Source organism: Microcoleus sp. C2D2, assembly GCF_036702495.1.
GTDB lineage: Bacteria > Cyanobacteriota > Cyanobacteriia > Cyanobacteriales > Microcoleaceae > Microcoleus.
Map to the genome: position 1 here is coordinate 23,508 of NZ_JAUBTO010000041.1, position 24,752 is coordinate 48,259.

General features: G+C 46.0%; 9 protein-coding genes. 4 read left to right on the forward strand and 5 right to left on the reverse strand.

Annotated elements, in window-relative coordinates; all coding sequences use genetic code 11:
- Positions 1-103: 103 nt before the first annotated feature.
- The 4 genes from QUB61_RS15555 to QUB61_RS15570 all read right to left on the reverse strand — a co-directional run bounded on the left by QUB61_RS15555 (position 104) and on the right by QUB61_RS15570 (position 14,677).
- Entirely contained in the window at positions 104-5,131 is a 5,028-nt protein-coding gene (locus QUB61_RS15555; protein WP_333129791.1) for a PAS domain S-box protein, read from the reverse strand.
- A 1,077-nt stretch (positions 5,132-6,208) separates the two neighbouring features.
- A complete protein-coding gene (locus QUB61_RS15560; protein ID WP_333129789.1) occupies positions 6,209-7,429 on the reverse strand; it encodes a hybrid sensor histidine kinase/response regulator in 1,221 nt (406 codons plus the stop codon).
- A gap of 253 nt (positions 7,430-7,682) precedes the next feature.
- Entirely contained in the window at positions 7,683-14,174 is a 6,492-nt protein-coding gene (locus QUB61_RS15565; RefSeq protein ID WP_333129786.1) for a PAS domain S-box protein, read from the reverse strand.
- A gap of 332 nt (positions 14,175-14,506) precedes the next feature.
- A complete protein-coding gene (locus tag QUB61_RS15570; protein ID WP_333129784.1) occupies positions 14,507-14,677 on the reverse strand; it encodes a hypothetical protein in 171 nt (56 codons plus the stop codon).
- 276 nt (positions 14,678-14,953) lie between these two features.
- Between QUB61_RS15570 and ppsA the strand changes: the two genes are divergently transcribed.
- From ppsA to QUB61_RS15590, 4 genes are all read left to right on the forward strand, one after another.
- Positions 14,954-17,431: a phosphoenolpyruvate synthase gene (gene ppsA, locus QUB61_RS15575; protein ID WP_333129781.1), complete on the forward strand. Its 2,478-nt coding sequence runs from the start codon at positions 14,954-14,956 to the stop codon at positions 17,429-17,431.
- A 436-nt stretch (positions 17,432-17,867) separates the two neighbouring features.
- On the forward strand, positions 17,868-18,188 hold the full coding sequence (locus QUB61_RS15580) for a DUF6464 family protein (protein ID WP_333129778.1): 321 nt from the start codon (positions 17,868-17,870) through the stop codon (positions 18,186-18,188).
- Between the two features lie 1,303 nt (positions 18,189-19,491).
- A complete protein-coding gene (locus tag QUB61_RS15585) occupies positions 19,492-22,254 on the forward strand; it encodes a DUF4347 domain-containing protein (protein ID WP_333129776.1) in 2,763 nt (920 codons plus the stop codon).
- Between the two features lie 420 nt (positions 22,255-22,674).
- Positions 22,675-23,046 carry a hypothetical protein gene (locus QUB61_RS15590; RefSeq protein ID WP_333129773.1) on the forward strand — a complete coding sequence of 124 codons (372 nt, stop codon included), beginning with the start codon at positions 22,675-22,677 and terminating at the stop codon, positions 23,044-23,046.
- A gap of 565 nt (positions 23,047-23,611) precedes the next feature.
- Here QUB61_RS15590 and QUB61_RS15595 read toward each other — a convergent pair.
- The gene (locus tag QUB61_RS15595; protein WP_333129771.1) at positions 23,612-23,926 is read right to left on the reverse strand and encodes a hypothetical protein; all 315 of its coding nucleotides are present in this window, start codon (positions 23,924-23,926) and stop codon (positions 23,612-23,614) included.
- Positions 23,927-24,752 lie beyond the last annotated feature (826 nt).

The window sequence follows — 24,752 nt, forward strand, 5'->3', positions numbered from 1 at the left end:
TGACCCGGAGCGAGCGGAATGCACTCCGAAAGCAGGCTATAATTCCGATGTTACCGTATTTGATATTACCCATTACCGCTCCCCAATTTCCCATTACGAATTCCTAATTTATTCCCCCTTTCTTTGAGGTCGTACCAGTTAAATTCGACCGCACTGGAATTTCAATCACAAACTCCGCTCCTTCTCCTGGTGTCGAAATACAGCTCAATCGGCCGCCGTGGCGATCGACTATAATCGAGTGAGAAATCGACAGTCCCAAACCCGTGCCCTTTCCCACAGGTTTAGTCGTGAAAAACGGGTCAAACAGCCTCGCTCGCACCTGCTCCGGTATCCCCCGCCCGTTGTCCGCAATAGATACCGCTACGAAGCCCGCAGCAGCCTGATAACTGCGAATAGCGATCGTGCTGGGATGTCGATCGCACTCCTCGATCGGACGCTGCTTGTCCCGTTCTTCCAAAACATCGATCGCATTAATCAAAATATTCATAAATACCTGATTCAACTCGCCCGGAAAACATTCAATTTGCGGCAATTGTTGGTAATCTTTAACTATCTGAATCCCCGGACGGCTGCTGTGAGATTTTAACCGATTTTGCAAAATCATCAAAGTGCTATCAATTCCCTCGTGAATGTTGACCGACTTCCCAGCGGACTCGTCCAAGCGGGAAAAGTTGCGCAAGGATTTCACGATCTCGACAATTCGCTCGGTTCCTACTTGCATCGAATTAAACAATTTCGGGAAATCCTCAGCAATATAATCCAAGTCTATTGCATCAATTTTATCCAAGACTTGGACCGGAGGATTAGGACAGTAATGCTGGTAAACTTTAATCAATTCCAGCAAATCTAAAGTGTAATTACGAGCCGGACTGAGATTGCCGTGAATAAAGCTAACGGGGTTATTAATTTCGTGAGCAACACCAGCAACTAACTGACCCAAACTCACCATTTTTTCATTTTGAACGAGCTGAGCTTGAGTAGTTCTGAGTTTGTTAATAGCTGCTTCTAACTCTAGCGCTTTTGAACGTTCTCGCGCTTCCGATTCCTGCAAAGCTGACTCGGCTTGTTTGCGCTCGGCAATTTCAGTTTGTGCTTGCTCAAACAGCGTCGATTGCTGGATCGCGATCGCCAACTGCACGCTAATTTGTTGCAGACACTCAACCTCAATTTCCAGCCAGCGGCGGCGGCCCGCGCACTCGTGGGCAATCAATAGCCCCCACAACTTCTCGCCTTGCAAAATCGGCACTACCAAATTAGCTCGCACCTGATATTGACTTAATAAATTAATGTAGCACTCGGAAAGACCAGCTTTGTAAATATCATCCACAGCTACAGCGCGACCGTGTTCGTAAGCAGAAGCATAGCTGTATTCAAAGCAGGAATTGTTAATAGTTAGTCCCTGAATCGACTGCCAATTTTGGCCGACAGACTCGACAGTTACAAAACCGCTCCAATCGGGATTAAAGCGATAAATAACTGTCCGGTCTGTTTGCAAAAATTGCCGTACTTCAGCAACAGCTTTTGTCAAAATCTCTTCTAAATTTAGAGAAGAGCGAATGCGTTCCAGCATCCCTACCACCAAGCGTTCTCGCTTTAATTGCTGGCGCAAGATAGCCTCGGCAAGTTTGCGAGAGCTAATATCTTCAATCACACCAATTAAGTAGCTCGGTTTCCCAACTCTATCCCGCACTAAAGATACAGTCACATTAGTCCACACAAATGAACCGTCTTTGCGAACAAAGCGTTTCTCAAGTGAATAATTAAAAATTTCCCCAGCTAACAGTCTGTTGGCAGACTCGACATCTACTTCTACATCTTCTGGGTGAGAAATATCCCGAACTTTTCGCGCTTTCAGTTCCAATTCAGAGTATCCGACAATATTGCAAAAGCCTTGATTTACCCTCAACAATTGACCGTCTGGCCACACTTTAACAATGCCGAGCGCCACTTGTTCAAATACAGCTCGAAATCGCTGTTCGCTTTGTTGCAAAGCAGTTTCGGATTTTTTGCGATGGGTAATGTCCATTGCCGTGCCACACAGTCGCACCACCTGACCAAACTCATTTTTAACAGCTTTTCCTTTAGCGTTAACGTGCCTAATTTCTCCTGATGGAAAACAGATGCGGTGGTCGATGTCGTAAGCTATCCCTTCAGTCACTGCCTTTTGCACAACTTGTGTAAACCTTTCTTTGTCCTCGGGATGAATTAGCTCTAAAAGTTCTTCCATTGTCGGCGGCCGATTCAATTCTCGACCGTAAACTCGAAACAGTTCTTCCGACCAAGTAATAATTCCTGCCTCCCTATCGAATTCCCAATTGCCGATGCGGGCTATTTTTTGCGCTTCTTGCAACTGTTCGGCAAGTTGTTGCAGAGATGCGATCAACAGCGTTTTTTCCGCTTCTGCTGCAACGCGGGCGCTGATATCTTTGTGAGTACCAGCCATCCGCAACGGCCCACCCCATTCGTCGTACTCTACTACCTTGCCAATCGCCATAATCCACTGCCAATCTCCGGTTTTGTTGAGCATCCGAAATTCAACTTCATAGATATCAGTGCGACCTTCCAAATAGGAGTTTAAAGATTCCATTACCTTCGGTCGGTCTTCGGGATGCAGCAAACTTTCCCAAGCTTGGAACTTATTTTCAATTTCTGTTTCTGCGTAACCGAGCATTGATTTCCAATGAAAATCAAAATAATTTTCGCCAGTAACTATATTCCAATCCCACAGCCCCAAAGAGCTGCCTGAAAGCGCTAACTGCAATCGCTCTTGACTGAGTTTTAAGGCCGATTCGGTGCGTTTTATTTCTGTGAGGTCGGCAATTATGGCTATCATTCCTATTGGTTTACTGGCGCTATCTTTAATGCTGTCAGCTCGCAATGAAGTTTCTATAATCTCGCCATTTTTAGTCTTGATTTCAATTTCACTCTCCCAGGAAAAACCTTTCCGCAGCACCCTAAATAACTTTTTCAAATCTTGAGATTTGGCGTACATTACTGCTGGGCCCCCGGCATTATTTAGTTCTTCAACTGTATAGCCGTAGCGCTGAATAAATGCTTGATTGTGATAAACGGAATAACCGTCCAAATCTGCGATCGCGATCGCATCACTAGCGCTGTCTACAGCTTGAGTTACCAGGCACAGAGTCAGGTCGGCTTGTTTGCGATCGGTAATGTCAAAAATCGCTCCGTCGAGCCACAAAACCAACCCTTCTAGATTGTAAGTCGGCCTACCTCTTTCCGAAATCCACCGCACCGCGCCGTCAGCGCGAACAATCCGGTATTCTAGATTGTACGGCTGTTTCGACTCTACTGCTGCGCTGACTTGTCGATCGACCATTTCAGTATCTGCCTCATGGATGATGCTCGCAAAACTCAAGCGGTTGTTGCTAATAAAATCCCCAGCAGGATATCCGCTAATTGCCTCAATTTCATCGCTAATAAATACCATCGTCGAGTCAGCATCACACAGGCAACGATAGATAGCGCCGGGGATATTCTCAACCAGCGAGCGAAATCTTGCTTCGCTCTCCCGCAAAGCTACTTCTGCCTGTTTTAGCTCAGTAATATCCCGCACCATGCCTTCCCAAACTATATCCCCTTCCGGCCCTATTTCAGTCGGACAATCAACTCGTTCTGGTCTCGAAATCCCTTGCATCCACTTAAGTTTTCCCGGCGGCACAATCGCGCGCCATTCCTGCTGCCAGGGCTGCATATTTGCCGCAGAAAAAGCAATTGATTCTTCAAATCTTTGGCGGTCGTCTGGATGAATCAAACTAAAAACGAGTTGGGGATTATGCTGAAGATTTTCTGGCGGCAATTCATATAAATCGCGGCTGCCAGAAGAAATGTAAGGAAAACTTTTTTTGCCGTCGGTTGAGAGGCGAAATTGATAAATTATTCCCGGCAAATTAGCAGCAAGTTGCCGCAGTCTAGCTTCGCTTTCTTGCTGCGCTAATTGTTGGCGCCTATCCTGAGTGATATCTCGAATTATGCCGACGAGAATTTTACTGCCGTCGGTATTTTCAAAGACAGTTTTTTTAGTAGACAGAATGTGCTTTGCACCGCTGGCGTCCGTAAATATTTCCTCGGTCTCGTTTTCTTTCCCCGTCCTAAACACTTGTTCGTCATTCTGCCAAAAAAAATCAGCTTCTTGTTTTGGGAAAAAGTCGTAATCAGAGTTGCCCAGCAGTTCCTCGCGCTGCTTGCCTATCAGCTTGCAAAAAGCATTATTTAACAGTATCCACCGGTGCTGTTCGTCCTTGACAAAAATTGGATCAGCCAGTGCATCGATCGTATAATTCAAAAACTTTTTACTAGCTTCCAGTTCTGAGAGTGCTAAAATTTTATCCGTAATATCGTGGATAGTTCCTGTCGTCCCCTGCGCCGCGCCGTCGCAGTCAAAAATCAAACCTTCCTGCACTTCCACCCAGCGAATTTCGCCATTTTTGGTAAGATATCGAATTTGATAGCAACAGGATGTTTTTTGATTTTCGCTCAGACCTCTAAACGAATTTAAATATTGGTATCGATCGTCAGAATGAATATAACTCAAACAGGAATTTCCTAAGCTTTCATCAACGGTAAATCCGGTAATTTCCGTCCAAGCCGGATTGAGAAAAGTCCAATTGCCAGCAGTATTTGTTTCAAAAACTACTTCTTTGATATTTTCAACAACCTGCTGGTATTTTTCTTGACTTTTTTGCCATTCTGCTTGCCGTTTCTGGCGGGCGATCGCGCACCTGAGCGTCCGCACCAGCAGCCGGCTGTCTACTTGTCTTTTCACCAGATAATCTTGGGCGCCGGCGGCAATTAACTCTCTGGCCAGTTCTTCGTCATCGGCGGCTGTCAGAATGACGATCGGAATATTTATACCGCAATCTTGCAGCCGGAAAAAAGTATTAAGTTTTGGGCTGTCAGGAAGTGAAAGGTCTAATAAAATTACATCAAAAATCTCGCAGCTTAAAATTTCTATCGCTTCCCGGAGGCTAACTACATTCGTCAAATCAATTGATTGTCCCAGTCGGCGAGGAGACAGCAGTTCTTGAAAGAGTTCTGCATCTTCTGCACAGTGTTCTACTAAAAGAACTTTCAAGCAAGCAGGCGTTAAAGTTGGCTCAAAAACAGATGTCATACCCTTTTAGATTTTAGAGTTTAGATTTTAGAGTTTAGATTTTAGATTTGGAATGACTGAAGACTATCGCGGTTTTGCTCTTGCGTACAGTGGCATTTTTTTTAAACTGGTATCCTTTTGCTATTTTTTAGTTATAAAAAAATCTCAGCAGGTGATACACTTACCTAGCTCATTAATTGGGGAACTTAAAGCCCAGGCTTTAGAGTGCGCTGGGTGCTTGCAGACGCCCCAGATTTATTTGTAGAATTGAGTTGTGCGCTGCAAGTTGTGCGCCTCGCCCCAAACCTCGTACCCAAAATCATCATAAAAAATACTCGGTAAGTGCGAAACGAGCGCGGCTTTAGCCCGCTCGTGGGAAACGACCCGGCGGTTTCAACCGCCTTGAATCCCCTTGCGGGGAGAGGGGTATGGTTGCCCCTTTTGGGAGATATGGTTGTCTCCTTCACCCTTTCAGGGTAATGTTCGCTTTGCCAAAGTTTTGAGGGCTTGTTAAGCTTGCAGCACTGTCTCAGTGACTTTAAGACTGTTTAACTACAAGCGACAGAGCCCAAAACTAGCGTCGCATTCTCCGGTGTCGTGACCCAAAAAACGTAGTCAATGAAGACGTAGGCCCGTCAGTACAGCTTGCTTCGATCTCTCTTACAAGCGAGCGTCCCTTTAGGGCTGAGTTACTGACACTCTTACCAATGTTGCAACTCAACTCTGTCTTAATTTACAACCTTTGGCAGGAGAATAGCAAGGGGTAAGGCAAAAGAGCGCGGAGGAATCAGGACTTGCATTCCTTATACGATTTTAAGTTTTAGATTTGAGATTTTAAATTGCGGTTTGAAGCTTGCCTAAAGTTGCATTCTTTTTTCAAACTGGTATTACTACGAACCTAGGAGAATTACCGTTAGTTTACGGGACACGCTCGCTCGATTGTATCCGGTAAATTACCCGCAATTAGCATCTGTTTGTATTGAGCAATGCAAGTCCTCTCTTTAGGGAGGAACCAAGACTTGCATTCCTTACTACGAACCTAATTACAAACTTAATTACGGTTGTCTAACCGGACACAATTTTACTCAGTTGAGTGGATCAAGTTTTCGGCGGTTTGGGCAGCACAACTGTAAAGACGCTGCCTTTGCCGACATTGCTGCTAATAGCAATCTCACCGTTAAAAGGTTTTAAAAGTTCAATACAAGTATAAAGTCCGAGACCCGTTCCTGTCGGTTCGCCTTCACTTTTTTCCTCGCCTTTAGGTGGCTTAGAGGTGTAAAAAGGGTCAAAAACTTTTGGCAAATCTTCAGATGATATGCCGCATCCCGTATCTGCAATATCCATGTAGATGTTCGAGTCGTCTTGCCTAGTTACGATAGTTAGTTCCCTGCTTTTCTTTTCCCACATAGCATCCATTGCATTATTGATTAAATTATAAAATACTTGAGATATATAGGAATAAATTAATGGAATGCTGGCAATCTGTTCGTCATAAAAGTATTTTTTTCTAATCTTATTTTTAAAATACAGGTTGCCTTCCAGTAGCTGAATTTCTCGCTGCACTAAATCGTTGATATTCACAGGGTGCAAATCTTGCTTTTGCTCTTTTCTGCTTTTCATCATCAGAGTATCCATAATCTGATTGATTTTGGTGACAGCTTGAAAGATATACTTAGTATAATTAAACAGAGAGTCTTCTTGAATTTTTGTGGCTTTTGTTTCAATCAAATCGACGCTAGTCTGGATCACTTGCAGCGGACTTTTGAGGTTGTGAACCATTCCCTGGGTCAAACGTCCGATGATGGCTGTTTTTTCCTGGTCGATTAATTGCTTGGTTTTTTGTTCGACAAGTCTTTCCAGGTTTTGGTTGAGGTGGGCAAGTTCGAGGTTTTTTTCTTCGAGTTTTTTTTGCAAGCTGCGGATTGTCAAGTGAGTTTGAATGCGGCTCAATACTTCTTCGTGCTGGAAAGGCTTAGTGATGTAGTCAACGGCTCCTGTTTGAAAGCCTTTTACTTTATCAAGGGTATCGGAAAGGGCGCTCATGAATATGATGGGAATGTCTTCCGTTGACGGGTCTGCTTTCAAACGCAGGCAAGTTTCAAAACCGTCAATTCCTGGCATCATGATATCCAAAAGAATCAAGTCTGGATGGATGTATTCAATTTGCTCGATCGCACTTTCGCCGTCTAGAGCCACTAATACTTTAAACCCGTAATTCCTTAACAACTCGAAAAGTACGTCAAGATTTGTTTGGTTGTCATCGACAATTAGTATGATGCTTCTTTCGGAATTCTTATCGTTCATATTCAAGGGAAACATTCAAATTTTTGAGTTGAGAGTTGTGGGTTGTGACTTTAAATCGGATTCAAGGGATTTTATGCGGCTCTAGAAACCCGGTTGCTTCGTAGATGCTTCTATTTGCAAAAACCCTTTTAGGAGCGGGCTGCGAGTGCGGGCACCACAAGCAAATTAAGTTGTCACTTCGCCGGAGCAAGGGAGCCCCTGATTGAGAATGGTACTCGCTTGCGCGAGATTTAACTGATTTTAAGTGGTCTGTTAGCTACCGTCAATTTTATGACAAATGTTGCTTCAAAAAATCTCGAATTTGCTTGAGCTGAAATCCTTTAGTAAGTAGGCGTAGGTGATGAACGAAAGGCCCTAATGTCGGGTCAGAACGTTCTAGTTTAGCAGTTTCTTCCAGAATAGCTTCAATATCGCCCATTGCAGCCAATCTTAACAAGGCCAAGACTGACTCTGAGGCAGGAGACACCATCGTTGAGTCAGCAGCAGCAATCTCAGGTGATGCTGTGGGAGTTTGAGCTTTCCGCTTTTTGGTTTGGGCTCCTTCTTCGTAAACCCATTCTAGTCTCAAATGCAGGCGCAATAATTCTAAAAGCTCGTTAGTTTGAATTGGTTTGGTGAGAAAATTATCGCAACCTGCAAGTATGCTCTCTTGCCTGGTAGTCTCGTAAACGTTAGCGGACAAAGCAAGGATAACCACATCTTTTAATTCCGGCAACTGTCGCAGCCGCCTGGTAGCTTCGCAACCGTCCATTACGGGCATCACCAAATCCATTAAAATTATATCCGGTAGAAATTCCTGTGCTTGGTGCAAGCAGTCTTCGCCGTCTGTGGCTTGTGCAATTTCAAAGCCCAAATGAGAAAGCAGCCTGTGCAGCATGGCGCGATTTACTTCGTGATCGTCCACGATGAGCACTTTCCGCTGGCGGCCGCTAAAACCGACAAGCCGGCCTTTTTCTTGCGTGGAGGGGAGTTCTGAACACTGGGCGACGGCGGGCAAGTCCAGATCGAACCAAAATATGCTGCCTTTGCCGGAGGTACTTTGGACGCGAATTTGGCTGCCCATCATTTTGACTAATTTTTGGCTGATGGAAAGTCCCAGTCCGGTACCTTCGACGAAATTGTTATGATCGCCCACTTGATGAAAAGGCAAAAATATTTCTTCTAATTTATTCTGCCCGATGCCAATGCCAGTATCTTCGATGTGAAAGCGAATTTTAGCGGTAGGGGCGCGATCGCCCGTATTTGCTGCTGTTATCACCTCGCGTGCTTCTTTTGTTTCCTGCGGCGGGAGCGACTTTTGCGGAGGGTCTACAGGAGCGGTCAAATTGATTGTTTGAGTGCCACTGGACGCTGTCAAACTAGAGTTTGCCCTGTTGGTTTGAGGAGAATTTTCGGCTGAATTTTGTGCATAACCGACTTTGAATGTAACGCCGCCGCTCTCCGTAAACTTAACGGCATTGCTGAGCAAATTAATCAAAACTTGGCGCAACCTTTTTTCGTCAGCAAAAACGCCGTCTGGCAGCGCAGACAACTGCTCGTAATTAAAGGCAATTCCTTTTTGCTCCGATCGCATCTGGAACAAATCAACAATACTTTTAACAAAGCTGGGAAAATGTACGTTTGTCGGTGACAGTTCCATTTTACTAGCTTCGATTTTCGAGAGGTCTAAAACGTCATTTATCAGCATCAGCAGGTGGTTGCCGCACTGTTGAACGTTGTCGAGACTTTCGTGCTGATCGGCGGTTAAATTCTTATCTAGTTTCAGCAATTGAATGTATCCTAAAATCCCGTTCAAAGGCGTCCGCAATTCGTGGCTCATGTTGGCAAGAAAGTCGCTTTTAGCGCGGTTGGCGGATTCGGCGGATTCTTTAGCTAATTGCAGGGCGGCTTCTGCAAGTTTGCGATCGGCAATTTCGGTTTGTGCTTGTTCAAATAGCGTCGATTGCTGAATGGCGATCGCCAACTGCACCCCCAATTGTTTCAGGCACTCTGCCTCCAATTGCTGCCAGCGACGAGGGCCCGTGCAGTGGTGGGCAATTAACAGCCCCCACAAGTTTTCGCCTTGCAAAATCGGTACTACCAGATTCGCTCTCACCTCGAGCTGAGCCAACAAAGCCAAGTGGCACTCGGCTAGGCCGGCATTGTAAACATCTTCTGTGGCTGTAATTCTGCCCTCTTGGTAAAGAGTAACGTAGGCTTGCCCAAAACAGGGGTCATAAATTTCCATTCCTACAATCGATCGGAAATTTTCGGCAACCGACTCGACAGCGATAAACCCGCTCCAATCCGGATTAAATTGGTAAATAACAGTGCGGTCTACTTGCAAAAAATGCCGCACTTCTTCGACGGTTTTGGTGAGAATCTCTTCTAAATTTAGAGAAGATATAATGCGTTCCAGCATGGCTACTGCCAACTGTTCGCGCTTTAAGTTTTGGCGCAAAATTAATTCTGATTCTTTGCGTTTAGTAATGTCTGTAATCACTCCAATTAAGCCGATTGAACTGCCATTTATATCTTTAATGCTGTCGGCTCGCACCAGAGCAGTTACTGCTTCGCCGCTCTTAGTTCGCAGCGCAAGTTCGCCGCACCAAGAGCGACCTTTGCGAATGCTTTTATAGATTTGTTTGTAACTTTTATGCCGGACATGGAGCACGGCGAGATCGGCGATATCGTTGAGTTCTTCCACCCTGTAGCCGTAACGCTGAATAAAGGCTTGATTGTGGTAAATAGGCCGCCCTTTCAAGTCGGCGATCGCGATCGCGTCGCTGGTACTTTCGACGGCTTGAGTGACCCGCAGTAAAGCTAATTCTGCTGCTTTGCGATCGCTGATATCCGTCATCGAACCCACCATCCGCAGGGGATTGCCGGCTTTGTCCCATACTGCTTGAGCGCGGGCGAGCACCCACTTATAGCTGCCGTCTTTGCACTGCAAGCGGTATTCGGCGGCGTAATTGGGGGTTTGCCGATCGAGATAATCTTGGATTGCTGCTTGCACCCGCGAGCGATCGTCTGGATGGACGCGATCGATCCATGCGCTGCTGCTGTCGATTTCGCCGTCTGCGCAACCAATAATTTCAAGCCAGCGGGCTGAGCGAAAAACTTCATTTGTTTGAAGATTCAGGTCCCAAATTCCGTCTTGATTGCCTTTGAGAACTAACTGCCAGCGTTCTTCACTTTTGCGCAATTCTTCTTCGGCTTGTTTGCGCTGAAGATGATCGCCCAACTGAGTCGCTAGCGCCTTGACCAACTCTACTATACGCGGTTCCATAATCGATCGGTCGCGCTTGCAGAATACTAAAACTGCCAGCACCTCTGCGCTAGCGCGGATTGGCACTCCGAAACAACCTTTCAATCCGACTTCTGCCGCCATTTGCGATCGGGCAAAAAGATGATTTGTGGCTAGAGAAATATCTTCAATCCATTCTACATTTCGGGTTGACCAAATCCGTCCGGGTACTCCCACTCCGGCGGCGAATCTAATTTTTTTACTTTCGCGGCCGAAGCTATCTAAATCGCGATCGCTAGCGTACCAAGTTTCGCTGTGTTCCAAAAAAGTACCGTTAGCAGTCGGTATCCAGGCTTCCGCAAAATTCCAGCCGATCGCATTGCACAGCAACCGCAGAATCTCTGGGAGGGCGCTGTGAAAATCAGCAGACTGACTAATTGCTTGAGTTGCTGCTAGCAACAGCTTAATTTCATCTTCTGCTTGCTTGCTTTCTGTAATATCAGTTCCCGTGCCTAGAATTTGTTTTAACTTACCGTCTGCTGTTTTTGCAAATACAGTATCTCGGCTGACAATCCAGCGCCAAGAACCATCTTTGTGCCTGATTCGGTATTCAATTTCAAAGATATCCCCTTCCGTGCCCGTTTCGACTTGCTGTAAATAATCTGGTATTTTGATTGAATCTTCCGGGTGCATTAAAGTTGGCTTCATCCACGGCCCGATTCCCTGAATCTCCTCTACTGTATAGCCGAGAATGTGGTATATAGAAGCGTTCGCATAGATAGTTTTTTGTTCTATTAAGTCATAAACATACAAAATATTAGGACTTGCCTCAGCAATTTGTTGAGTGAACCGCTGGCTTTCTCGCAGTGCTGCTTCTGTTTGTTTTCTTTCGGAAATATCGCGAACAATGCAAATGATTTCCCCGTCGGGCAGCATGGTCAGCGAGACATCTAGAGGGACTTTCGAGCGGTCGCGGCGGCATCCTACTGCTTCGGTGCTGTAACAACCTTTCTGCACTAAAGCCGGTATGACTTCTTGCTCGAACCTTTGCAGTTCTGCACCTTCGTAGAATATTTTCCAACTTTTGCCTAAGATTTCTTCGAGAGAGTCGTAACCGTAGATTTTTAGTCGGGCTGCGTTGCAATAAATCACCTCTGAGGCGGCACTGACTATGGCGATACCTTCGGAAGCTTGGGCCATTGCTACTGCTTGCCTGTGGAGTAGTGACTCGGAACGTTTGCGTTGAGTGATGTCGCGGACGATCGCGATAATTTCGTCCTCCGTGCAGAAGACAATTCTGGCTTCAAAATCGTACAGTTCACCATTAACTGGCATTTGATATTCTACGACTTGAATCTCGCCGGTGTCGATCGCTTGTTGATTGCCGGACAATATTTTTTCAGCAAAAGCAGCAGGCAATATGTCTTGTGCTTTTTGACCGATTACTTTTTTTCGCGGTAGGATATTATCGAAATCTTTGGCAGGTTTGAAGTCTACAAAAGTACCGTCTGCCCGACAGCGAAATATCATGTCAGGTATCGCATTTAAAAGAGCGCGGTTGGTGGCTTCGCTCTTGCGCAATTCAGCTTCAGCTTGCTTGCTAAATGTAACGTCGCGAGCAACTGCATAAAACAAACCTTCTTCTGCAAACGGCGATGCCGTCCACGACAGCCATTTATAAGTACCATCTTGGCAAAGATAGCGGTTTTCTAAGTTAATAATGGGGTTGCCATTTTTAAGTATTTCTAATTCAGCTATAGTTATTGCTCGGTCTTCTGGATGCACGAATTCTATAAAAGGTTGGGCTAGCATTTCATCGCTGCTGTAACCTAATACTTTTGACCAAGCGGGGTTTAAGCGTTTGAAATAGCCGTCCAAACCTGCAATGCAAAGTAAATCCAGCGAGAGATTAAAAAATCTATCGCGGTCTTGCTGGGTTTGTTTTAATTCGGTGACATCCATCACCAAACCGTCCCAAACTATATCGCCGTTGGCTTTTTTTTCCGGTCTCGACGCGCCTTGCAGCCACTTCACTTTGTCCGGCATAATTTGCCGCCACTGGTGTTGCCAAGCTTCCTGAGTCGCCGCTGAAATTGCGATCGATCGCTGCAAGTCTGAGATGTCGTCTGGGTGAACTGTTGCAAAAGGCAAACTGGCATTTTCTTCTATTTCTTTGGGGTTTAAATTGTAGAGCGGCAAACTGCCAGAAGAAACGTAAGTAAAAGATATTTTACCATCTACATAAAGCCGAAATTGATAAATCATTGCCGGCACATTGTCGGTCATTACTTGCACTCGAGCTTCGCTTTCCTGCAAAGCTCTTTGCTGGTGCTTGTACTCTGTCACATCTCGCATTGTTCCGACCAACATTTTAGTGCCGTCGGTTTTGGTGAAGACAGTTTTTTTAGTAGATAGAATGCGTTCTTTGCCGGCGCTATCTGTAAAAGTTTCTTCCGTTTGCTCAGGAATGCTTCTTTGCAATACTTGCTCGTCTTGTTGCTCCCAAAAATCGGCTTGTGCTGGGGGGAAAAACTCATATCCCGACTTGCCTATTAGTTCCGATCGCCTTTTTCCCATCAAGTCGCAAAAAGCGTCGTTCAACACGACCCACCTGTGCTGCTCGTCTTTGACAAAAATTGGGTCGGGAGTAGCATTAATCGTGTGATTTAAAAACTCTTCTGATGCTTTTAATTTAGCTTCGTAATGGTAGCGATCGCTCACATCCAAGACTACTTTAATCATCCGGTCGATGGAGCCGTCCCGGCCGCGAATACAGCGCAGGGAAACTCTAGTATAAACGGTTTCTCCGTTTTTTCTGCGCCACTTTTTATCTAAAACATAGCCTTCGCTCTCCCCGGAAAAAATTTTTTTTAACTCCACTAAGGTAGCCTCCCAATCTTCAGGGAAACCCCACTCTTCCCAATTTTTGTGCAAAAAATCTTGGCGATCGTATCCCAGCAAATCGCACAAAGCGTCGTTCACTTCCAAGCACTCGCATTTTTCTGGTTCTGAGGGGAAATTTCCAGGAGCAAGAATGGCAATTCCGACGAGAGAATTCTCGACTACCGAGCGATATTTTTCTTCGCTTTTTCGCAAAGCTTCTTGGTTGTGCTGCCGCTCGACTGCGTAGCGGAGCGATCGAATTAACACTTCGCTGTCGATGTTTCGCTTGACTAGATAATCCTGAGCTCCGGCTTGGATTGACAGCACCGCAAGTTCTTCATCGTTGCGGGCTGTCAGTACGACAATCGGAGTATTTAGGCTGTATTCTTGGATTTTGACAATTGTACTTAAGTCTTGGCTGTCGGGCAGCGAAAGGTCTAGTAAAATCACATCAAAACGTTCGCCGACCAAAAGTTGTTGCGCTGTGCTCAGACGGTCTGTACACCTTACTGACAGCGTTTGAGGATCGGAGCGGCAGACATTTGTTTCTAATAATAATTCTTCGATCAGATCGGCTTCGGCTTGATTGTCTTCGACCAGAAGAACGTTAAAGCCGTTTCGCTTTGCGCCTGGGCTCAAAACTGATATCATATACCTTGTTTTTGGTCATAAAAAAGTCGAGCTTACTATTATAGCATATAAATAATTGCCTAGCAAAAAAACCGCCGCTCCAAGTTAAAAACTCTCGGGTTCAAAAATTACAATCCACTCTCTACGACTGTGTTTTTGCTCTAAGTAAATCTACGCAATCAAAGGAAAAATTTTTACGGTTTTTAGAAGCTCGGTTTCAGGAGGAAACTAAGCTGCTTGGTGTTTTGTTTTTTGGGCGAGATCCCCTGTCAGTCAATTTGAGATTTGAGATTTGAGATTTACTCCACAGATGAATCGGGGAGGTTGAACCTTAGTATAAAATTTTGGCCGGCTCACGACTTTTGTCGGAAACTTGTATCCGTTTTTGGGTGGGTTTGGCTCGCGCGAGCGAAACCCACCCTTTGTTGCCCTTCGATTCCCCTAGCAACACAATCCGAGCGCGATCGCCGCACCAATTCGCGCTCAGCGCCAAAAAAGCGGTGGCAACTATCTTCGATATTCATCTGTTCACCAGTCTTTTTATGATAGCTTACATAATCTCCCCAGAGCCATTTCTTTACTTTTTGCAATTAAATAAATTATCTCCACAGGCCTTGCTATTTAGCAAAAAAGTGATAATCTTGAAATAGAGGAAATCGAAAAGTCGATTGATACAGCCTCGGGAGAACTTAGAGATTTTTCGCAACAAAACTACGTCAAAAAAATGACAGCAGTTTTTTTACTGTCATTTGTTTACTGTTTTTTGACCGAACTGAGCTGAAGTTGAGAGGAAAAAAGCAATGCTCGAAAAATTAGCTATTCAAGAAAAACAAGTTTTAATTCCCAAAGAAAAAGCCTTAGTATTGTGGTTTGATGAAGTCGGCATCGCCGACATCCCATTAGTAGGTGGGAAAAATGCTTCTTTGGGGGAAATGATTCAACAGTTAAGCGCCAAAGGAGTCAGGGTTCCCAATGGATTTGCAACTACAGCACACGCTTACCGCTACTTCATCGAGTCGGCGGGTTTAGAAGCTAAATTGCGCGAAATTTTTGCGGATTTAGACGTAGAAGATCTGCAGAGCCTGCGACAAAAAGGCAAGCAAGCGCGGTCATTGATTCTGGATACGCCGTTTCCGCGAGCATTGCAAGCGGCGATCGCGGATGCTTACGAGAAATTGTGCGATCGCTACGGCGACAATACCGACGTAGCAGTGCGTTCCTCCGCCACCGCCGAAGACTTACCAGACGCCAGTTTCGCGGGACAGCAAGAAACCTACCTCAACGTCCAAGCTTGCGCTGGCGTCCTCGAATGCTGTCACAAATGCTTCGCCTCCACATTCACCGACAGAGCGATTTCCTACCGCCAACAGCGGGGATTCGACCACTTTGAAGTCGCCTTGTCTGTCGGCGTGCAAAAAATGGTGCGATCGGACTTAGCATCCTCCGGCGTCATGTTCAGCATCGACACCGAAACCGGATTCAAAAACGCCGTATTAGTCACCGCCGCCTACGGATTAGGCGAAAACGTCGTCCAAGGCGCCGTCAACCCCGACGAATACTTCGTCTTTAAACCAACATTAAAACAAGGTTTTCGCCCGATTTTAGACAAACGCCTCGGCAGCAAAACACTCAAAATGGTGTACGATATCGGCGGTTCTAAATACACCAAAAACGTATCGGTGATAGCAGCCGAAAAAAATAAATTTGCCATACAAGATGATGAAATTCTGCAACTAGCAGAGTGGGCCGCAGTCATAGAAGAACACTACTCTCAAGTGCGCGGGACTTATACCCCGATGGACATTGAGTGGGCAAAAGACGGCAATACGGGCGAATTGTTTATCGTCCAAGCGCGACCCGAAACAGTACAATCTCAAAAGTCGGCTAAAGTTTTGCGCAACTACAAATTGCAAGGTTCCAGTGCAATTTTGGCAAAAGGACGCGCCGTTGGCGAATCAATCGGACAAGGCAAAGCCCGCGTGATTTTAGATGTTCACAGAATCGCTGAATTTCAAGCAGGAGAAGTTTTAGTTACCAACAAAACCGACCCGGATTGGGAACCGATTATGAAAAAAGCAAGTGCGATCGTCACCAATTCCGGCGGCCGCACTTGTCACGCCGCGATCATCGCCCGAGAAATGGGAATTCCCGCCATTGTCGGCACCGGCGACGCCACCCAAATCTTGAAAAACCATCAAGAAATCACTGTTTCTTGTTCGGAAGGAGACGAAGGCAAAGTTTATGCCGGTTTGCTTCCTTTTGAAATTCAAGAAACTGCGATCGAGAATTTGCCCCGCACCCGCACTCAAATTTTAATGAATGTGGGAAATCCAGAAGAAGCTTTTGGTTTGTCAGCAATTCCTTGCGACGGCGTAGGCTTGGCGCGGCTGGAATTTATCATTGCCAATCACATTAAAGCACACCCGCTGGCACTGATTCACTTTGACGAATTGGCCGATGAATCAGTCAAGGAAGAAATTGCAGAACTGACAGCGCTTTACCAACACAAACCCGATTTTTTCACCGACAAACTAGCTCACGGAATTGCCACAATTGCCGCCGCATTTTATCCAAATCAAGTCATCGTGCGGATGAGCGATTTCAAGAGCAACGAATATGCTAACCTTTTGGGAGGGCGGCAGTTTGAACCCAAGGAAGAAAACCCGATGATCGGGTGGCGCGGCGCGTCTCGCTATTACGACCCGAATTACCGCGAAGCTTACGCTTTGGAATGCAAAGCATTGAAGCGAGTTCGCGACGAAATGGGCTTGACAAATGTGATTCCGATGATTCCATTTTGTCGCACCCCGGAGGAAGGGCGGAAAGTGTTGGCCGAGATGGCAAAACACGGTTTAGTCAAGGGCGAAAACGGCTTGCAAGTGTATGTGATGTGCGAATTGCCGAGCAATGTCATATTTGCTGACGAATTCGCGCAAGTTTTTGACGGATTCTCGATCGGCTCTAACGATTTAACTCAGCTAATATTAGGATTAGACCGGGATTCTGGTTTAGTCGCGCACATTTTTGACGAACGGAATGAAGCTGTCAAGCGAATGATAGAAATTGCTATTAAAGCGGCGAAGAATTACGATCGCAAGATTGGGATTTGCGGTCAAGCGCCCAGCGATTATCCTGAGTTTGCTCGTTTCTTGGTTGAGTTGGGAATTGATTCGATTAGTTTGAATCCCGATTCGGTTTTGAAGACTTTGTTAGATGTTGCTAAGGTAGAGGCTTCCGGTGCGGTAATGGATTTAGCGAGGGAGGTTGCTAAAGTGTAACCGTTTTGGTTTTTGAGAGAAACCGAGTTTCTCAAACAATAGCTGCGCTCTTTTCTGGCTTGGTTGTTTTTGAACTCGACCCGGTTTTTCATATCTAGCCCTGTAGAATAACCTCGCCTCGCGTCTGTAGTGATGAATCCAAGTCCTCTGATTTTTATGATGACTTGCATTCGTCATTAGTCATTAGTCATTAGTCATTAGTCATTAGTCATTCGTCAACAGTCAACAGTCAACAGTCAACAGTCAACAAGCAGCGACGGTGCAACCGGAAGCGATACACCCGCCAACAAACGGTTAACACACGGGCGGTTAACGGCATAATAGTTTCAGACTTGGCCCGGAACTTTTGTGATTTAAAACCGTCTTTTCCGGGAGGATTTTCTGTTACGGATCGTCTAAATTAAAAAAAATATTCCCACCTGCAGGCTTTGAAAAAGTGTTAACCGCTCTCCTGATTATTTTCATAGGTTTAGCTCCGTCGCTGCTGTCTTTGTGGGTGATGCGCTCTGCCGAGAGCCAAGCCCGCCATAGAATTGCAGTGGCTAGGCTTGCGGTAGCAAATAGACCCATGCGAACTCAACTACCAATTGCCGATCGCACCTACATAGAAGGTCTCGGTTATCCGATCGGGGATATCACTTGCGAGTATAACGCCCGCTCTAATTACATTCGCTGCGCCGTCAATCCTTCTGGACCCTGTCAAGATTGTCGGTACTACCAAGCCAGAACTCTTGACGCTCGCGGTGAAAAGATATAGCTTATATGTACGCATATTTGCAGATGTTGTAATCAATGAGTTAGTATGTACTTACGTGTAAGGATTATTGTTTGAGCTTGTTTTGGACGACCCGGGCCAAAACTCAGCAATTAAAACCTAATCGAGCAGTATTGCTGGGTGACAGTTGCCATAACTGGCGGATTCCGATCGGTGTTTTTCTAGTTGAGGAGTTGCGATCGCAAACCAAGTTTAGACGATAAATTTTGTTTGGGCGACGAGAAATCTCGGAATAAATAGGGTTTCTAGTCTCCTGGGCGTAACTCCTGCAGTTAAGAAAATTAGCGGACAAAAATCGCAAGTAGCTGATGGGCAAATCTCCAAGCCAGTTTCTCCAAAACATCCTGAAAAATTGTGCACGAACAATTGTCCCGAGCATTTACCTTAAACAGAAACCCGCTCGAAGACTCGCTTGTTGACAGTTTGAGAAGTTGCTTGTCGGCGACAGTAATCTGTTTTTGCGATCGCAGCTTTCGCAGCCTCAAACCTACATTGCTGTCTCCAGACTGCAAGTCAGGAATTTTTAAGACGCCTCGTCGGTACAGGGTATGCCGATTTCAATTGCATCTCATATGTGGCACCATTCTCGCTTAAAAAGCCTTTCGGGCCTGTTCCACAAAAAGTTCATTTTCTTGTGGGGAGTAGGGGTTGGGCAGGAGAGCCCGCCCATAGAAGGGTTATTGACAATGGTGCAAGATCTCAATTGAATGACACTTCGGGCACGGCCGGCATAATTATGTCACGGCTATAACTCCCTAATTAATGTCTGGTTGCTATTGTGAACAGGGCTTGCGCACCAAAACCAAAAAAACCGAGTATTTTACCGGGATGGAGGGCTGCAACGAAGCCTTTTCGTCCCTCTAATCCGGTTTATGCGTCCATAAACAGTGAAAATTCTCTGCAAATAAAGTCCATTAGACGATATACAGAAAACCTCATCAAGTAAATTTTTGAGAAGTCCTGTTATTATCTACTGCGGGATGTAAGAGATATGTGTCTAACAGATACGCTCGCTAACAGAAAAGAAAGCCGAAGGCAAAATATCACCCCATAGATAGATTATTGGGATTTAAACTCTAAATCCTCAGCGCTTCTGTCGGCGATATTTGCCCTGCTATCCAATATCAAGATAGCACTGCTTTGTGCTGAGTTAAATTCGCTTGTTGCTCTCGATCGAAGTCGAGCAGCAGAGCCTCTTACTCTGCAATTAAACCTTTTCAATAGGTAATAATTATTATTATCTTAAAGTGGGTACATCATATACAATCCGTGAGACAAATTGACTATGCAAAGCATCTGCAACAAACCAATTCTTCTAAGCAAAAAAATAGGTGACTCTACCGCCAGGATTGCTGGAAAAAGCTCCCGAACAACAGCAACTTATCATCTGAAAAAACCAATAAAACAAGTAAAAACAGAGGAGTGTTTCCTGTCCCAGAAACTCGGTGGCGGCGCGGGAATTGGGCATCCCCACAGAGAATTTTTGCGAGCAACCGAGTCTGTGGGCGCCCCGATTGTAAAAAATGTACTGTTCGTCGATGCCAGAGTAGAGAACTGGGACAGCTTGGCAAGAGGAGCAACAGCCGATACAGAGGTATTTGTACTGGACTCGACGCGGGATGGAGTCGAGCAAATTACTAGAATTCTGGCTAATTGCAGAGATTTAGACAGCCTTCAGATAGTTTCTCACGGTCGAGAAGCCCGAGTGCAACTCGGATCGATCGAACTGTGGCGCGACAACTTAGAAACCTACAGCCATTTGTTGCAGCAGTGGGGAAAAGCGCTCAGCGAGAAAGGAGATATCTTGTTATTCGGGTGCAGCGTCGCAGCGGGGGAAAGCGGCGCGGCCTTCGTGCGGCGGCTGAGCTTTATTGCAGGTGCAGATATTGCAGCTTCCGACAACTTGACGGGGAGTGCCGCACTCGGCGGCGACTGGGAATTAAACTTTGCGACCGGGGAAATAAAGGCGAGTATCGCCATTGAAAAAGAAGTGCTCGAAGCCTACACTTACGCGCTTGGCAAAAACGAAACTTTCAAGAACTCCACAGTTAGGGGGCCTGGGATTTACGGGGGAAACGACGGGGCCCTGTTGAATCCGAGCAACGGGGTTCCAGCAGCAAATCAACGTATCCCCGGCATTACCGGAGGCACAGTATCCGGCATGATTCCGGCTTTGGGCGGTTCGAGTCCCGGCGATGGCGCTCTGCGATCGACGAAAGCAGCAGATGACCCGGAAGCCTTTGTCATATACAACAACCCCATTAGTTCAACCGACGGTTTCACAGTCCGGTTTGATTTTTATTCAAACGGTTCAAACGAGCAATATAATGCTCAGGACCCCTCTATTAACCCTCAGCCAGGGGACGGCCTGGGTTTCTTCTTGATTGACGGCACTGCCAGCCCAGAAAGGACTGAGGGTTATGGCGGTTCTGGTGCCTACGCGACCCGATCGGGTATACCCGGTATGGAGGGAGGTGATTTAGGCCTTGAGCTTGACGAGTTTGGCAATTTTTCAACATCCACAGAAGGGTCCGGAGGTCAGGAGCCGCCTCGGATTCCCGGCTCCTCTATTGGTTTTTTGAGACCTGATTCCGTAATAGCCCCAGCCACCCGTAGCGGCATCAGCAACACGGCCCGGAGCAGCGAGGCGACTTTCGATCGCCGAGCCACTAACAACAACGGCTCGCCAACCAACAAAGACGGTACTCCTACTAACTCTACGGTTACCAGAAGAATTGCGCTCAACGCCGACCTCGCAACCACCAAAACCGGCTCTACGAGTGCTACCCCCGGTAGCTCGGTCAGCTACACGATTGCCACAGCCAATTTAGGCCCGAGTCCAGCAGAATCTGTAACCATCACTGACAGCATAGTTCCCGGATTAACCGGAGTCACGGCATCTAACGGCGGCATTTACGAGCCAGCGACAGGCATTGTCCCCGAAGGGCCCGTGGCAATCGCCCGTGAGACACTCACCCGGACTAGAGGCTTCAGAGTACCGCCCACCCTAACTTCCATCCGCAACACGGCCAGAAGTACCTCGATCGCTCCCGACTCCACTCCGGCAAACAACAACGGTACAAACCCCAACGCCACCGTCACCGCCTCGATCGATGCTGTGGCCGATGTTGTCACCCAAAAAACGGCTCCGGCCAGCATCAACGGGGGCCGCACGCTCCTTTATACAATTACTACTAGCAACAACGGGCCGAGTCCCGCGGCCAACTCCGTCATCATCGACAGCCTGATTCCCGGCTTAACTAATGTCACCGTGTCTGACGGCGGAACCTACAATTGGGCCACAGGGGCGATCGATTTCCCAGCGATCGCGACTTTAGCCAGCGGCACCAACCAGAGCCGCACCATCAGCTTTGTACCGCCGCCTACCCTGACGAGCATCACTAACATTGTATTGAGCCGATCGGACACTCCAGACCCCGACTTAACGAATAACAACGGCTCGATAGTCGCAGGGCCCGGTCAGGCGGGGGGTCGAGTCACCACCTCGATCGATGCAGCCGGCGCCGACCTGGTGACGTCTAAGCTCTCTCTCGCATCTGCTCCTGCTGGCAGTTCTGTGACTTATACTATAACTACCGCCAACAAAAGACCGAATGCTGCTGAAAACCTAGTGATTACAGACAGCATCATTCCCGGTTTAACGGGAGTCAGGGCATCCAATAACGGGACTTACGACGCAGTGACAGGGGTTGTCACCTTCCCAACAATTCCCAGCTTGACTAGCGGCAGCAACACCAACCGCCATGTAAAATTAGTCGTTCCAGCGACGGGCATCATTAGCCATACATCCGGGAGCCGATCGACCACTTTTGACCCCGCACCCAGCAATAACAACGGTTCCGAGCCCAGAGCCACTGTCACCACCGCCATCAGCGCGCAGTCAACACCCAACCAACTTCCTATCAGCCAACAGCAGCAACGCTGCGCTAGCACCCAACAGCGCTGTCAAAATCAGCAGGCTCGGAGGCAGAGACTCAGACGGCACAGTAGTTACCGAAACAATGGGTCTAAAGCCCTGCCCTTCTAGGGCTGCTTTTCTTGATTCGGCTCTAGTTTATTATGGGTGTGTTCTTATAAGAATCGGAGGTAAATCATGTTAGTTTTTGAGTTCAAAACATACGGCAAGACAAATCAATACTCACCATTTACTAGAGCAAGCCTTTCACGCTTTTGAATCAGAAGTCAAGCACATATCTCTACCTCAAACCAGGCTTGATGTGCGAGTGGTTTCTGGTACACCAGGACATTGCTCTGTTGATAAAATAGAGGAAGGGGATAATGTTTTAACTGCTACACTCAAAAAATTCAAATTTTTCTAGAACCTAGAGGGTATATTCCACCAGAAAGGATTTTTGTTAATCATGTATCAGTAAAAAGAAAGACTAACTCTGGATGGAGAACAGATAGTCTTCGTGCAAGACCAATAAGATCACAGACGGAATGGATTTTGAATTCATTACATACTGACAATCAAAACAAAATAGCTTCAGCCGGAATTACAGAGGTTAGCTTAAATAGCCCAAATGAAGACATTAACTCATCCGCCGTACAATTAGAAGCTTCTGAAAATATTGAAATAGACCAACAAAATCTTTTGTACGCGAGTACAGAGGCTAGCTTAAATAACTCAAATGAAGACATTAACTCATCCGCAGGAAAATTAGAAGTTTCTGAAAATATTGAAATAGACCAACAAAATTTTTTGCTTCGTTATGCCAATGGAGAACGAGATTTTCATGGACTAAAACTGACTGGAGTGAATAATGGACTAAAACTGGATGGAGCTAACGGGGTGACAACCCCGTCAAAACATGGATAAAATAAAGGACATAGCCCTTATACCCCTCTGAAAAAAAGGTAGTTTATTGGGCCGGATTCTCATTAATTCAGTAATAATATCTTGACAAAATTCCATGCCAATTCCCTCCGCTTCGCTGGGCCCAACATTGACGCCAAGAATCCTATCCAAAAACTACTATGACGACGTATCGAACGCCCGCACTCAGTTACCCTACCTACATATTTTTGCACTCCCATTGTCTTGATTTTTTGACCTTGTATTATCGCACAACTGTAGGCGAGCGCTATCAATAATATTAAACTGCTTAATCGTTGGTTATTAGCGTGACTTCTCTCGCTCATTATAACCACCTGTCTTACAATCTTTAAACATCGCTTCAATCCCACTGCGATATTTGAAAGTATCGATCGATTGTTTTAAACTGCCGACAGTAGTCAAAAGATACCAACGCAACATCTTCTTGTTTTACTCGATCTTGTCGGAGCCAATAACCAGCAATATCAAAATTCCCAAAACCTTTTTGTTTGGTAAATTTTGTCGAGACTAAATAAAAACTGGTTCCCGGCACTAAACCCCTGTCAGATCAGCGAGTGTAATCAGAGTTCTCCTCTTGGATATAGCGCCCTTTTTTGACTCTAAAAATAAACTTTACTTGTCTCTGACAGAGCCACGATGCGAGCTTGACACTACCAAATTCCCGCTCGCCTAACACAATCACTTCATAATCTGATAGCAACTCTAACACAGGAGTGAGTAGAGCTTTTTGTTCGTCAATATTACTACATCCTCTTTTGTCTAGCAATCGCCAGTATAAGGGGATACTTCGTTTTTCCCAAATTAGGCTGGCCATAAATACATTATGCGATCGCCACTGCGTTCTATCGATCGCAAGTTTCAAAGGTTGAGATTTTTAAATTTAGCTTGTTAAATTTTTTTAACAAGTGGAAACCATAGGGTTTTTATGTTCAGGGAGTCTAATTTCAGAAATCTTTGTAGGCTACGCCTCCGACTCTCAAATTGAATCGGATAAGGCCAGAAAGAAGCAGCAAGGTAATACTAACTTGTTTATGGCTCTGCAACAGATATACCAGAGCTTTGAGCCTATGGTACTCTGTCGGTTTGAGTTGTTTTTCTAGATGGTTTTGGTAAAATTGAGGAAACATAATTATGTAGATGGGGACACTTAAACAACAGAGACCCCATCTTTTTGGAGCTGCGAGTTGGCCAAATCCGCCATCGGTGGGGCTTTTGACGGGGTTGTCACCCCGTCAGGTCTTTTCTGCGTCACTTTTATCCAACTATGACAAAAATGATTGATACATTAATTGCCGGATCCCTCGATTTAATGAATCCTCAACATCTAAAAAACTGGTTTACTAAATGCTTTTACTGTCATCCATAAGCTGGCAATATGCTGTATCTCGAGCGACATTCATTAGAAATCAAGCGAGTTAATGAAGTTAACTCGAAATAAACGTCGCTTTTATCAACAGGGTATACAGGCTGCAACCCTTATGGGGTAGATATCGTACACCTCTTTGTTACCCCCCCCCAGCTCAACAAGAGTTCTGTTAGACTCTCTGAAGTTCCTGAAAGCGCGATCGCTCATCGAAAGGACTGCTGCTGATTCTGGCTTGCAACCCCTGGTGAGGGATTATGCGAAAGAACGTTTTGTGCGGTAGCGGAGGATCTTCTCCGACGGGGGACGCATAACAGGAGACTCT

Coding starts and splice junctions, on each gene's coding strand:
- QUB61_RS15555 (WP_333129791.1), bottom strand. CDS start 5,131: ATGACATCTGTTTTTGAGCCAACTTTAACGCCTGCTTGCTTGAAAGTT.
- QUB61_RS15560 (WP_333129789.1), bottom strand. CDS start 7,429: ATGTTTCCCTTGAATATGAACGATAAGAATTCCGAAAGAAGCATCATA.
- QUB61_RS15565 (WP_333129786.1), bottom strand. CDS start 14,174: ATGATATCAGTTTTGAGCCCAGGCGCAAAGCGAAACGGCTTTAACGTT.
- QUB61_RS15570 (WP_333129784.1), bottom strand. CDS start 14,677: ATGAATATCGAAGATAGTTGCCACCGCTTTTTTGGCGCTGAGCGCGAA.
- ppsA (WP_333129781.1), top strand. CDS start 14,954: ATGCTCGAAAAATTAGCTATTCAAGAAAAACAAGTTTTAATTCCCAAA.
- QUB61_RS15585 (WP_333129776.1), top strand. CDS start 19,492: ATGCAAAGCATCTGCAACAAACCAATTCTTCTAAGCAAAAAAATAGGT.